Raw genomic sequence first — 13,801 nt, forward strand, 5'->3', positions numbered from 1 at the left:
AAAGTTCCTCCTTACTTATCATAGATTACGGATTTCTCATTTCGTCTGGTTCAAAATGACTACTTCCGTTTTCAATTACCATCGTAACCGTCACTAATTGATCTTTACCATCAACTTTTGTCGTGCCAGTGAATTTATAAGTCCCATCCTCAAGCGTTCCAGATGGAATCTCAGATAGTATCTTTTTAAGATAATCTACACGACTTGCGTTTTTATCCTTAAGGAATTGATCGAACTCAAGGTAATTCACATAACCAAAGTGAGCAATCATCGCTTTATTTAAGACATCAATATTATAAAAACCAGCGACTTCAGTATCCCCGTTTGCTCTATTTTTCAGAGCGTTTTTAATAATCAAGCTATAAAACTCTGGAGGATTTTTTGGATAAAGACTCAAACCGTATTTTTCTACTAGTTTAAACCCAACCGCATTATTAACTTTATCGATTAGTTCTGTATCAATGTTACGTTTTCTGATTAAGTCCTTATAAAGGAATAGCACAAATTGAAATTCTAGTTTCTTTACTTTATCGAATAATTCATTTTCTTCATCGGTCTCAAGATACTTACTAATTTCTTCAACAAGCTGATCGTCCAGTTTGGTTACATGAGTCCCGCTTCGAACTTCTACAACATCAATTAACTCCCAGAAATAACTACCATCCGATAATTTCTCATCATAATGTAAACTAGTACGAGAACCAACATACGGTTCAATTAATTGCGTTTTTTCTCGAACCTCAACTTTTCCAGTGAAGCCGAAATCTTTAAACTCCTCTACATATAGTTTATTTGAATCAAAAACAGACGCCTTGCTATTCGTGAATAATAAGAAGTTACAAAGTAAGACCACGGAAAACCCGAAAACTAAACTGAAAACGGATGACAACTTTTCTTGTTGCTCTATTGCTCTTTTTTGAATAACGCCTATTATGAAAATAACCGAATAAATGATGCTTGTACCAACTAAAAGCGGATAATGTTCGACATAATTAATTGGCCACAATATCCCTGCACTTAAGTTCGTTAGTTGGAAACATAAACCAATACTAGCAGAGATGACTTGAATCATACTGGTTACTTGAATCATTTTATTCTTTTCATAAGTAGCTCTTAATTTAACGATGTCTCTAAAAAGTAAGATGTTTCCTAAAACAATCATGGCTAAAGATAAAAAGAAAATCGGCCAAACAATAAAGAACGCATAGCCTCCGGAATAATCAAGCATATAATAGACAAGATTATAAATTAAATACCCTAATAAGACTAAACTTAGTCGAAAATAACTGATTTTATATTCTTTCATAGGAAATTCTCCGTAAAATTCTTACCATTATTATACCATATATAACGAAAAAAGAGAGGGTTTCCATGAGTGTTTTGAACTTGCAAAAAACGTTGAATTCACGCATACTACAATTACAGAGAAACTAAAGGAGAATTCTATGATATACAAAATCACTTTATGGATTGTTCGAGGCCTTCTTGTTTTACTCAATGGCTTTGGCGATTACCAAGGAAAAGATAAGTTACCCAAAGATACAGGATATGTATTAGTTGCACCACACCGTTCTTGGCTAGACCCAGTGATGATGGCGATTGCTGTTTATCCTCAACCTCTTGTCTTAATGGCAAAACAAGAATTATTCAAACCAAAACCATTCGCTTGGTTTATTAAGAAACTTGGTGCTTTTCCAGTGAACCGTGAAAAACCAGGACCGAGCGCGATTAAATATCCTGTCCAACAAATTAAGGAAAATCAAAAAGCCCTTGTTATCTTCCCTACTGGAACACGTTACTCTAACGAGATGAAAGGTGGCGCTGTGATGATTGCTCGTCTAGCAAAAGCCCCTATCGTTCCAATGGTGTATCAAGGACCATTAACTTTCAAGGATATTATTAAACGTAAGAAAATGCATGTACGTATTGGTGATCCTATTTATATTGCAGATCAAAAACTAACAAAAGAAGAAATTGCTAATTACGATCAAGTGCTTATTCAAAAATTTGATGAACTTGATAAAGAAATTAATCCAAATTATGTATATGAATTACCAGTAAAAAAATAAGGTGATACCGTATACGGTATCACAAAAAAACCATCGGAAATTTCCGATGGTTTTTACTTTATTTTTTAGCTCTTTTTTTAGCTTGTGCTCTCATTGAAGCAGCAATTTGACGAACTTTTTGTTCAGATGGTTTTTGACCCATTTGAGTCATCATGCTACGAATCATATCTTCATCAAATGGTGGGTTTTCTGCGAAGTAATTCATCATTGTACGACGTGCGATAAAGAAACCACCGATCGCACCTGCGATTGCAGCAAGAATCACGATTAAAATCCATGCTCCTGTTGACATTTGGCTTTCTCTCCCTTCAATATGTGTATCCTTAACTATTGTACTAAATTATGAAGAAAATGAAAAGCCTTGCGGTAAAGTTTCCATTAGTTAACTTCATAAATGATAGATACTTGGAAAATTAATGAACTAAACTTTTCGCTAATACAAAGTTACCTAATGTAGCTGACCCATTATTCTCAACGGCAGGTGTTACAATAAAGTCCTTCACTGGTGGTGTTGGTACATATCCGTTTAGTAATTCCTCAAACATACGATGAACGCGTTCTAACATATGATTTTGAGCCATAACTCCTCCTCCAAAAACAATCTTTTCAGGGCGGAAAGTTAGAGTTGCTTGAATGGCTGCTTGAGCAATATAACTCGCCTGAACATCCCAAACATCACTCGTAATATCTATATGTTCTCCACGAACTCCAGTACGTGCTTCTAAACTTGGACCAGCAGCTAAACCTTCAAGACAGCCTTTATGGAAAGGACAAACGCCATCAAAGTTATTTGCCACATCAATTGGGTGCTTACTTACATAAACATGTCCCATTTCAGGATGACTAGTGCCTCCAATAAATTCACCCCGTTGAATCACCCCCGCACCAATTCCAGTACCGATTGTGTAGTAGACAAGCGTTTCGATATTTTCTCCACGATTGTTACGCGCATAAACTTCTCCGTAAGCAGAACTATTTACATCTGTTGTGAAGTAAATAGGCACATCTACTCTCTTTTTCAACGCACCAACAACATCAACATTTGCCCAATTTGGTTTTGGTGTTGTCGTGATGTATCCATATGTTTTAGATTTAGGATCCACATCAATCGGTCCAAATGACCCGATTCCAATTGCAGCTAGATTTTTAAATTTTGCAAAAAAGTCCGCTGTCTTTTTTAACGTTTCTTTTGGAGTCGTTGTAGGAAATTGAAGTTCTTCAACAGTATTAAAATCTTCATCAGCAACTGCACAAATGAACTTTGTGCCTCCAGCTTCTAAACTTCCATATAAGTTTGTCATAGGCCTTAAGCTCCCTTAGTTATTTTTAATTATTGTATCATATTTTTACCTAAAAAAAGAAGACGAATCCTGTAATAGAATTCGTCTTATAGAAAAATTATACATGTAACTCTAATACTCGAGTTTTATTCGTAACAGAACCAGTTGCGATTGGAGTCACTTCTGCATAATCCATTGTGTTAGTGATAATGACCATTGTTGTGTCATCTAACCCATTTGCAGCAATCACTTCAGAATCAAATGTTCCGATGATATCCCCTGCTCTTACACGGTCTCCTTGAGATACTTTTGCTTCAAATCCTTTACCATTCAACGAAACAGTATCGATTCCGACGTGAATGAGAATTTCAGCACCATTATCTGTTTTTAAACCATATGCATGACCTGTTGGGAACGCAATCGCGATTTCGGCATCTGCTGGAGCATATACAACTCCTTTAGATGGCTTCACTGCAATCCCTTGTCCCATAACTCCGCTAGAGAATACAGGATCATTTACCTCGCTTAAAGCCACAACTTCGCCAACAATTGGTGAATGTAATTTTTCATCAGTACGTTCAGTCGCCGGCGCACCTGCTTCTTCCTCTTGAGTTTCTTGTGAAGAAGGTCCTTCTGCTTCAACAGGAGTATCTAACATTGAGTCATCGTAACCGAATAAATAAGTAAAAGTAAAACCTAACGCAAATGATACTGCAACCATGAATAAGTATTGTGGTAATTGTTGATTTCCGACATAAAGCATTGAACCAGGAATGATTGTAATTCCGTTACTTGTACCCGCTAATCCTAGTAAAGCTGAAAGAGCTCCACCTAACGCACCTGCTAACAATGAAAGAACGAATGGTTTACGGAATCGTAAGTTTACCCCGAAGATAACAGGCTCTGTAATTCCAAGGAAAGCAGATAAAGCCGCTGGGAATGTTAATGCTTTTAATTTTGGACTCTTCGTTTTAACACCAATCGCAACCGCTGCAGCCCCTTGAGCCGTCATCGCAGCTGTAATAATAGCATTAAATGGGTTTTGTCCAGTCGCTGATAATAAGTTAATTTCTAATAAATTGAAGATATGGTGAACTCCAGAAACAACGATTAATTGATGTGTACCACCAATGATTAGTCCACCAAGACCAAATGGTAAATACAATACAGTTGTTGTAAGTGAAAGAATCACTTTCTCTACTTGATGGAAGATTGGTCCTAATACAAAAAGTCCTAAAATTGACATTACAAATAATGTAATAAAAGGTGTTACTAATAAGTCCAATACTTCTGGTACATATTTTCTGACCCATTTTTCAAAATTAGCACCTACAACCCCGATGATAAACGCTGGTAAAACAGAACCTTGTAATCCAACGACATCCACAAGACCGAAGAATTTAATTGGAACAATTTCCCCACCTTGAGCAACCTCCCAAGCGTTAGGAAGAGAACCAGAAATTAACATCAGACCAAGTACAATTCCGATTGTTTGATTCCCACCAAACACTTTAAACGTAGACCAAACTACTAAGGCCGGTAATGCGATAAAGGCCGTATCTGTTAAGATTTTAGAATAGATTAAAAAGTCAGATGGTAATACAACACCAAAAGCCTCTAACAATCCACGAAGCCCCATGAAAAGACCTGTTGCAACAATGGCTGGAATGATTGGAACAAATACATCCCCGAATGTACGAACAGCGCGTTGGAACCAGTTCCCTTGCTTAGCTGCTTCGGCTTTCATTTCGCTAGTTGTTGAAGTTGGTAATCCAAGAGATACCACTTCATCATAAATACGGTTTACAGTTCCTGTACCGAAAATAATTTGGAATTGTCCTGCGTTGAAGAACGCCCCTTGAACTTTCTCAATATTCTCGACTCTATTCGTATCGATTTTTTCCTTATCTTTTACCATGATACGAAGACGCGTTGCACAGTGCGCTACACTACTAACGTTGTCTTTGCCACCAATGGCTTCGATAACACTTTTAGCAATTTCAATATTATTCATCCATTACACTCTCCTTTATAAAAATTGTTACTAATAATAGCACATTTATTTCATTTCGAATTGTATCATTATACCGTTATAAGTCAAGTTACATCTGATATTGAATCACTAAAAGAACACTTCCTCCAAAAAAGCTTGCATTTACGCGCAAAAACACGTACTGTAAAGATACAATTTTAGAGGAGGAATCCATCATGAAATGGACAACTGAAAAGAGATATAAAAGGTATGAAGATTGGTCAGAGGCTGAAAAAGAACAATTAAAGTCTACAATGGAAAAATCTCCTTGGAGAGCGAAATATCACGTAGAACCATCTAGCGGATTATTAAATGACCCAAACGGATTTTCTTATTTTGATGGCAAATGGATTTTATTCTACCAAAACTTTCCTTTCGGAGCGGCTCATGGTTTAAAATCATGGGTACAACTGGAAAGTGATAATCTTGTGACCTTTAAAGAAACTGGAGTCAAGGTACTACCAGATACTCCACTCGATAGTCATGGTGCGTATTCAGGTAGTGCAATGCAATTTGGTGATCAATTGTTTCTATTTTATACAGGAAATGTTAGAGATGAAAATTGGGTTCGTCACCCTTACCAATTAGGGGCACTTATGGATAAAGACGGTCATATTGAAAAACTTGGAAAAGATTTGATTCCAAAACCAAGTGATGCTACAGATCACTTTAGAGACCCTCAAATTTTTCAATATAAAGATCATTATTACGCGATTGTAGGAGGTCAAAACCTAGATAAAAAAGGGTTTGTTCGCCTCTACCGCTCTGTTAATAACGATTATACAAATTGGGAAGAAATTGGAGATTTAGATTTTAAGAATGACAATACCGCTTATATGATGGAATGTCCGAACTTAGTATTCGTAGATGACAAACCAGTACTCATTTACTGCCCTCAAGGATTAGATAAAGACGTATTCCACTACGATAATATTTATCCAAACTTATATAAAATTGGTGAAACATTCGACCCAGAAAATGCGATAATCACACCAGTTTCTAAGCCCCATCAATTAGATTACGGTTTTGACGTCTATGCTACTCAAGCGTTTAACGCACCAGACGGGCGTGCGCTTTGCATCAGCTGGCTTGGATTACCAGATGTTTCTTATCCTAGCGATATTTACGAACACCAAGGAATCTTATCTTTAGTGAAAGAACTTTCCATTAAAAATGGTAAATTATATCAAACTCCTGTAAAAGGAATTGAAAAACTTCGTCAATCTTCCCTTCCGTTTAATAAATATATTAAAAACACATCGAATTGCTACGAATTAAACCTTAAATTAAAAGGTGATATGATTCATGAACTTATTCTGTTCTCAGACAAGGATGGCAATGGACTTTCCCTAATATTTAATCTTGTAGATGGTGAGGTTGTAGTTGACCGTAGCAATGTTGGAGAAGCCTTAGCTACAGAATATAGTAGTGTTCGTTCAGCACCAGTTGCTCCAGCAGACACTACTGCGCGTATTTTTATTGATAATTCTGTCTTTGAAATCTTTGTTAATGATGGAGAAATGGTCTTTTCTGGCCGTGTCTTCCCTCGCGCGGATCAAACACAAATTTCAATTTTACAAGGAGATCCAACTGGGGTCTATTATCCACTGCTTTCATTTACAAATCCAAACTAAAAAAAGAAGATCCTATCGGATCTTCTTTTTTTATGCTTCAACCAATCGGTGAATCCATCTTCCTGAGAACACTCGTTTCAATCCAATTACTGCTTTACATAGTTCTTCAGCTCCAGCACAGATTATGACCAGTTGTACTGGAAAATGCCAAATTGCAGCTGCAAGTAATGCTAATGGAACGCCCACTAGCCATACACAAGCCATTTCAAGTTTCATGCCGTATTGTGTATCGCCTCCACCACGTAAAATACCAACAAGAATAATTGAATTTAAGGTTTTAAATACAAAAATAATTCCCATAATTTGAAGCAATTGCATTCCAAGTTCAAATACTTCTGGGCTTAAATGGGCAAACATTAATAAAGTCCATTGTGGCGTTAAACTTTGAATAGCTCCAATGACTACTCCAATAACAAGAGAAATCATTAAAAAGCGTTTTGCTTCCTTTTGAGCTTGTTCCAGTTCATTTCGTCCTACTCGGTTTCCTAACATAATGCTACAACTACTACCCACTCCACGTACTAGGATAAATGATAAATTTTGTACAGCAACAGCAACTTGAACAGCAGCAGTTGCTTGAGTTCCAACCATTGCGTAGGCGGCACTATAAAATACTTGTCCTAATGCCCAGAAAGTTTCATTAACAATTACCGGGAAAGTTGTTACCCAAAAACTCATCCAAAAACCTTTTGAAATTTTGGACCAATAGCGACCAATTGGTAGATGAATTGGGCCGCTATAAAAACTAACAACACCAAAGAGGACGCCCACTTCAACGATACGAGCAATTAAAGTAGCAACAGCAGCTCCAACGACTCCAAGTGCAGGTGCTCCGAATTTACCAAAGATAAAGACATAGTTAAAGAAAGCATTCGTGATAAAACTACAAATGGTGGCAACTAGAGGAATTTTTGGGCTTCCTGTTGTACGAAGTGCATTTGTCATCGCAAAACTCCAAGCTGTAAATACATAACTTAAAGCGGCTACTCGTAAGTAATCACCTCCAGCTTGAACAACAAGCGGATCCTGAGTAAATAAACGCAAAATTTCTTGAGGAAATAGTATACCAAGAAGCATAAATACAACACTGACAGCGGTAGATAGCAGTAAACTCATTTGATTAACCGCTTGAACTTTCTTTGAATCTCGAATTCCCCAATATTGAGAGAAGAGAACTGCAGATCCTGTATGAATCCCAAAACAGATTAACGTAAATAGGAAAAATACCTGATTTGCAAGCCCGACACCCGCAATACTCGCATCTCCCAGAGAAGAAATCATTATTGTATCTAATGTATTTAAGAAAGACGTTAATAAGCTTTGAAGAGATACAGGAATTGCAATGGCAAGCATTTGCCGATAAAAATGTTGACGTTCTTTATCCATTCATAATCTCCTTTCAAATTCAAAGTAAAAAGGCGCACTGAACGCCTTTTTACAACTCATTATTTTTCTTCTTCGTTTAAGTTTAGAACTGACATGAAAGCTTCTTGTGGAACTTCAACAGACCCCACTTGCTTCATACGTTTCTTCCCTTCTTTTTGTTTCTCTAATAATTTACGTTTACGAGAAACATCTCCTCCATAACATTTTGCAAGCACGTTTTTGCGGAGGGCTTTAATATTTGTACGTGAGAGAATCTTATTTCCAATAGCCGCTTGAATAGGAACTTCAAATTGCTGACGTGGAATTAAAGTTCTTAATTTTTCTGTGATGGCTTTACCACGTCCATAAGCAAAGTCTTTATGAACAATAATACTTAAAGCATCGACAACTTCACCATTTAACATGATATCCATTTTCACTAACTTACTTGGTCTATAACCGATTAAATCATAATCCAATGATGCGTATCCCTTAGTACTTGATTTCAACGAATCAAAGAAATCAAAGATAATTTCAGAAAGTGGCATTTCGTATATCACATTCACGCGGTATTCATCTAAGTAATCCATCGTTACAAAGACACCACGCTTACGTTGACAAATATCCATTACGCTTCCTACATATTCGTTTGGCACCATAATAGATGCTTTTACGTATGGCTCTTCAATCGATTGAACACTGGATTGGTCCGGCATCTCAGCTGGGTTTGATACAACCACCTCTGTACCATCTGTTTTTTGTACATGATAAATTACAGATGGTGCTGTTGTAATTAAATCTAAATCGAATTCGCGCTCTAAGCGTTCTTGAATAACATCCATATGAAGTAATCCTAAGAATCCACAACGGAAACCAAACCCAAGCGCTTGAGAAGTTTCTGCTTCAAATTGAAGCGCAGCATCGTTTAATTGTAATTTCTCTAACGCATCACGCAAGTCATTATATTTTGATGAATCGATTGGATATAAACCACAGTATACCATTGGATTCATTTTACGATATCCATCTAACGGTTCACTAGCAGGATTATTCGCTAAAGTAACCGTATCCCCTACACGAGTATCTTGAATTGTTTTAATAGAAGCAGTGATGTAACCCACATCTCCAACCATTAGGTAATCACGGCTGATTGGTTTTGGTGAGAAGATTCCAACATCCACTACATCAAATGTCTTCCCATTACTCATCAATTGAATTTTATCGCCAGGTTTTACAATCCCGTTTTGAATACGGACATTTAGTACAACCCCGCGATACGCATCATAGACAGAGTCGAAAATCAACGCTTGTAACGGTGCTTCAATATCTCCAGTAGGCGCAGGTATTTTTTCTACAATCTGTTCCAAAATTTCTGGAATACCAATTCCAACTTTAGCACTAGCCAGAACTGCCTCACTAGCATCAATGCCAATAACATCTTCAATTTCTGTTCGCACTCTTTCTGGGTCCGCCGCAGGAAGATCGATTTTATTAATAACAGGAATGATTTCTAAATCATTATCAATTGCTAAATACACATTCGCCAAAGTTTGCGCTTCAATCCCTTGAGCAGCATCCACTACAAGAATGGCCCCTTCACAGGCTGCTAAACTACGTGAAACTTCGTATGTGAAGTCCACATGCCCAGGTGTATCGATTAAGTGGAAAATATACTCTATGCCATCTTTAGCATCATATGTTAATTCCACAGCATTTAATTTAATGGTAATGCCACGTTCTCTTTCAAGATCCATCGAGTCTAATAATTGGTCTTGCATCTCACGGTCAGCAACAGTATCAGTTGCTTGTAAGATACGATCGGCCAATGTAGACTTTCCGTGGTCAATATGAGCGATAATCGAAAAGTTTCGAATACGCTTTTGTCTTTCTTTCATTTGTTCTAAATTCATGAATAACTCCTTAATCACTACTACAATAAAATTCAAATAATTCTATCAAACTACATTAATAATGGCAAGAACAATTCAGCTAAGTATAAGAAGATAAAGAATCCTAATACGTCTGTAGCTGTTGTTACAAAAATCGTTGATGAAATGGCTGGGTCTAAATTCAGTTTCTTTAAGAATAAAGGTACAAAGAAGCCGAAGAATGCTCCTACCATTAAGTTCATTGCCATTGCTAAAATGACGATAATCGATAAGAAAAAGTTTTGATATGGGATGTAGAGTGCAATCGCTGCAAAAATCCCTGTAATAATCCCATTCACTAATCCAAGCCAGATTTCATTTAATACATACTTTTTATCTTTTTCCCAAGTTAGTTGACCAATTGCAACCTCTTGAATAACCAGTGCTAATGTTTGAGAAGCTGAATTCCCACCCATTCCTGTAATAATTGGCATGGCAACCGCTAGAACAACAACTTGCTCAATCGTGTCTTGGAATAATCCAACAACCGCACTTGCCATAAAGGCTGTAATTAAGTTGATTAACAGCCAAGGGGTCCGTTTTTGAATCGATTCTTTAAAAGGTCCACCGATTCGTTCTGTTCCTTCAACCCCACTAATTAATAACATATCTTCGTGGTGCTCTTCTTGTAAGACGTGAACGATATCATCGATTGTGATGATCCCAAGTAACACATTTTGCTTATTGACTACTGGCACGACAGATAAGTCATACTTAGTAGAAATACGGGCCACTTCTTCTTGGTCTTCTTCTGGTAAGACGGAAATAATATTCGTATGCATCACATCGTGTAAACTCTCATCTAAATCATGCGTGAATAAATCACGAATATCAATCCAACCAATTAATTTCCGTTGTAAACTCGTTACAAAAATAATATTGATAATTTCTGAGTTTGGAGAAATCTCTCTTAGTTTAGAAAGAGTTTCTTCTACGGTTAAGTGTTCTTTTACCGTAATGTACTCCGTTGTCATAATCCCCCCGGCAGTATCCGGAGCGTAATTTAACATCGTTTGAATATCATCTTGAGAACTTTGCTTCATCATTTTGATATAACGCTTACGTATTCCCACTGGTAAATTCCCTAAAATATCCACGACATCATCATTTGACATTTGCTGGAACAGTAAAATTACACGTCTAAATGGTAATTTCTCAAGCATTCGTAATTGGAATTCAGGTTCAGCAACTTCTAAAATCGAAGCAAGTCTTGTATTCGAGATAGAGAACATGAAATTCTTTAGAACGTCATCGTCAACTTCTTCTAACGCTAAAGCGATATCAATCGGATAATTCTCATTAAAAAGCTCTCTTATTTTCTTGACATCTTTATTCGAAACAATAAGTGCAATATTATCTTTCATGACTCTTCTCCTTCCTTTTCCAATAGTACCAGTATAGCATAATTACCATTCTATCAACAATTCACAAGCAGAAAAAGTTACGCTATAATATAAGAAAATAACTTAGGAGGTCTCTTATGAAAACGAAAGAAGAATGGATTGAAGAATTAGCCTTAGAACCACATGTAGAAGGTGGCTATTTTAGACAAACGTATAAAGCTATTGAAACTGTAGAACTGCCTGAGGGACGCATCCGGTCTCTTTCTACCTCTATCTTATTTTTATTAACGAACCAAAACCCATCCCACTTCCATCTCCTCTCATCTGATGAAATTTGGTACTATCATTTTGGACACGCCCTTACCGTACATATGATTCATCCTAATGGTACTTACGAAGCTGTAGAAATCGGACCAGGAGAAGGTCAAAAACTTCAATTCACCGTTCCTGCAGGAGTCGTCTTTGGATCTACCATTGAATCGGAGAACGAAGAAGATTTTGCGATTGTGAGTTGCAGCGTTACACCTGGTTTTGAATACGAAGATTTTATACTCTATACCCAAGATGAATTATTAGAAAAGTATGCGGAACACGAAGAGATCATTCGTCGTCTTGCTGTCGTTTCAAAATAAGAAAAAAAGAACTTAGCATATTCGTTGCTAAGTTCTTTTGGTTCTATAATTTTTAGGGTTGATGGAAATTTTCCACAACCCTATTTTAGTGTATACAAAAAGGCCAACATCCATTATATTAAAAGCGCCTAAACCTAATACAAAAGGATGATGACCATATGAACAATATACTAGAAGCTACGCTACAAATCAAAGATAAAAATATTATTTGGGATAATAAAGTTCAAGAGAAGATATTTAAAAAGAGAAAATCTTTATTTTATTCAGCTACATATACGCATAAACCAGAATTTTGTACCGTCTGTGGATGTGTTAGCCAAAATCATAATATTGTTAAAAATGGGACGAAAACTTCTCGTATCACTCTCTGTTCTGTTTCAGGCCTTCCGGCCTACTTAAATCTACGCAAGCAGAGATTTCTCTGTAGAGAATGCGGCTCTTCATTTACCGCAGACACTAGTCGAATTGTAGAAAAACACTGTCATATCTCGAAACGATTAAAAAACGAAATCAAATCAAAAATAAGTGAAACAGTATCTGAAACATATATCGCAAAAGAAACAAATGTTTCAGTTCATACTGTCAGACGTATCATAGATGATACAGCACGATTCTTAACGATTAAACCATTACATGATTTACCTGCGCATTTATGCTTTGATGAATTTAAATCCGTTAAATCTTCCGATAGTAATATGAGTTTCATTATTTGTGATAGCACTACACACAAGCTGGTCGATGTTGTACGAGATAGAAAATCTTACAATTTGAAAAGATATTTTCATCGTTTTGAGCCCAAGACTAGATTAATGGTAAAAACTATCTCAATCGACATGTACCTACCGTACATTCAATTAATAAAAGAAATGTTTCCTAACGCAAAAATTATCATTGATCCTTTTCATATCGTACAAGCCTTAAATAGAGAATTAAATCGTACTCGGGTACGTGTCATGAATAAGCATCGTTATAAAGACCCTAAATTATATCGAAAGTTAAAACACTATTGGAAGTTCATTTTAAAGAATCCTAACGAACTTCAGAACTATAAATATAATCGTTATAAGCTTTTTGAAAGTTTTATAACAAGTAAAGGAATCGTGGATTATATTTTGGAAAACAATCCATCTCTTAAAAATGATTATGAGGTTGTACATTCACTTCGTGAATGTATTCAAGCTAGAGATTATATAGAATTCAAGGAAATGATTGAAGCAGCTACACAATTAGACCTATCTTCTGGTTTAAAAAGAGTATTAAAAACTCTAATTACTTACCTGCCATATATTCAAAATACTTGTGAGCATCCAACTAGAACAAACGGACCTATTGAAGGAATAAACAATAAAATAAAAGTGCTCAAAAGAAATGCCTATGGCTTTAGAAACTATTATCACTTTAGGAACAGGATTATTTTAATAACAAAAATGTTTGGCCCAAAACAAAAAGGAATTAAGCAACAATTAGTTGCTTAATCCCTTCCTAATATTCTTCATCAACACTATTTGACAAAGAGCC

At 36.3% G+C, this 13,801-nt stretch carries 11 protein-coding genes; 4 read left to right on the plus strand and 7 right to left on the minus strand.

What is annotated here, in order from left to right; all coding sequences use genetic code 11:
* Window positions 1–25 precede the first annotated feature (25 nt).
* Window positions 26–1,306: a hypothetical protein gene (locus ADH99_RS05510; protein WP_049555420.1), complete on the minus strand. Its 1,281-nt coding sequence runs from the start codon at window positions 1,304–1,306 to the stop codon at window positions 26–28.
* 139 nt (window positions 1,307–1,445) lie between these two features.
* Between ADH99_RS05510 and ADH99_RS05515 the strand changes: the two genes are divergently transcribed.
* Window positions 1,446–2,069, plus strand: coding sequence for a lysophospholipid acyltransferase family protein (locus ADH99_RS05515; RefSeq protein ID WP_049555419.1), 624 nt, complete (start codon window positions 1,446–1,448; stop codon window positions 2,067–2,069).
* Window positions 2,070–2,127: 58 nt separating this feature from the next.
* On the opposite strand, the gene ADH99_RS05520 is transcribed toward ADH99_RS05515, so the two are convergent.
* The 3 genes from ADH99_RS05520 to ADH99_RS05530 all read right to left on the minus strand — a co-directional run bounded on the left by ADH99_RS05520 (window position 2,128) and on the right by ADH99_RS05530 (window position 5,363).
* Entirely contained in the window at window positions 2,128–2,361 is a 234-nt protein-coding gene (locus tag ADH99_RS05520; protein ID WP_049555418.1) for a YneF family protein, read from the minus strand.
* A 121-nt stretch (window positions 2,362–2,482) separates the two neighbouring features.
* Entirely contained in the window at window positions 2,483–3,370 is an 888-nt protein-coding gene (gene scrK, locus ADH99_RS05525; RefSeq protein ID WP_049555417.1) for a fructokinase ScrK, read from the minus strand.
* A 97-nt stretch (window positions 3,371–3,467) separates the two neighbouring features.
* Window positions 3,468–5,363 carry a PTS beta-glucoside transporter subunit IIBCA gene (locus ADH99_RS05530; RefSeq protein WP_049555416.1) on the minus strand — a complete coding sequence of 632 codons (1,896 nt, stop codon included), beginning with the start codon at window positions 5,361–5,363 and terminating at the stop codon, window positions 3,468–3,470.
* A 194-nt stretch (window positions 5,364–5,557) separates the two neighbouring features.
* Here ADH99_RS05530 and ADH99_RS05535 point away from each other — a divergent pair, with 194 nt between their 5' ends.
* The gene (locus tag ADH99_RS05535; protein WP_049555415.1) at window positions 5,558–7,015 is read left to right on the plus strand and encodes a sucrose-6-phosphate hydrolase; all 1,458 of its coding nucleotides are present in this window, start codon (window positions 5,558–5,560) and stop codon (window positions 7,013–7,015) included.
* 30 nt (window positions 7,016–7,045) lie between these two features.
* Here ADH99_RS05535 and ADH99_RS05540 read toward each other — a convergent pair whose 3' ends face one another.
* From ADH99_RS05540 to mgtE, 3 genes are read right to left on the minus strand one after another with little or no spacing between them, the layout of a single operon-like run.
* A complete protein-coding gene (locus ADH99_RS05540) occupies window positions 7,046–8,401 on the minus strand; it encodes an MATE family efflux transporter (protein WP_049555414.1) in 1,356 nt (451 codons plus the stop codon).
* A 59-nt stretch (window positions 8,402–8,460) separates the two neighbouring features.
* Window positions 8,461–10,290 carry a translation elongation factor 4 gene (lepA, locus tag ADH99_RS05545; RefSeq protein ID WP_049555413.1) on the minus strand — a complete coding sequence of 610 codons (1,830 nt, stop codon included), beginning with the start codon at window positions 10,288–10,290 and terminating at the stop codon, window positions 8,461–8,463.
* A 50-nt stretch (window positions 10,291–10,340) separates the two neighbouring features.
* Window positions 10,341–11,672, minus strand: a complete 1,332-nt coding sequence (gene mgtE / locus ADH99_RS05550; protein ID WP_049555412.1) for a magnesium transporter — start codon at window positions 11,670–11,672, stop codon at window positions 10,341–10,343.
* Between the two features lie 116 nt (window positions 11,673–11,788).
* On the opposite strand from mgtE, the gene ADH99_RS05555 reads away from it, so the two are divergent.
* A complete protein-coding gene (locus ADH99_RS05555; RefSeq protein WP_049555411.1) occupies window positions 11,789–12,283 on the plus strand; it encodes a cupin domain-containing protein in 495 nt (164 codons plus the stop codon).
* A 158-nt stretch (window positions 12,284–12,441) separates the two neighbouring features.
* Complete coding sequence (locus ADH99_RS05560) at window positions 12,442–13,758, plus strand: ISL3 family transposase (RefSeq protein ID WP_049554475.1); 1,317 nt, start codon at window positions 12,442–12,444, stop codon at window positions 13,756–13,758.
* Window positions 13,759–13,801 lie beyond the last annotated feature (43 nt).

The sequence above is a fragment of the Granulicatella sp. 572.rep1_STHE genome, assembly GCF_001073445.1.
GTDB lineage: Bacteria > Bacillota > Bacilli > Lactobacillales > Aerococcaceae > Granulicatella > Granulicatella adiacens.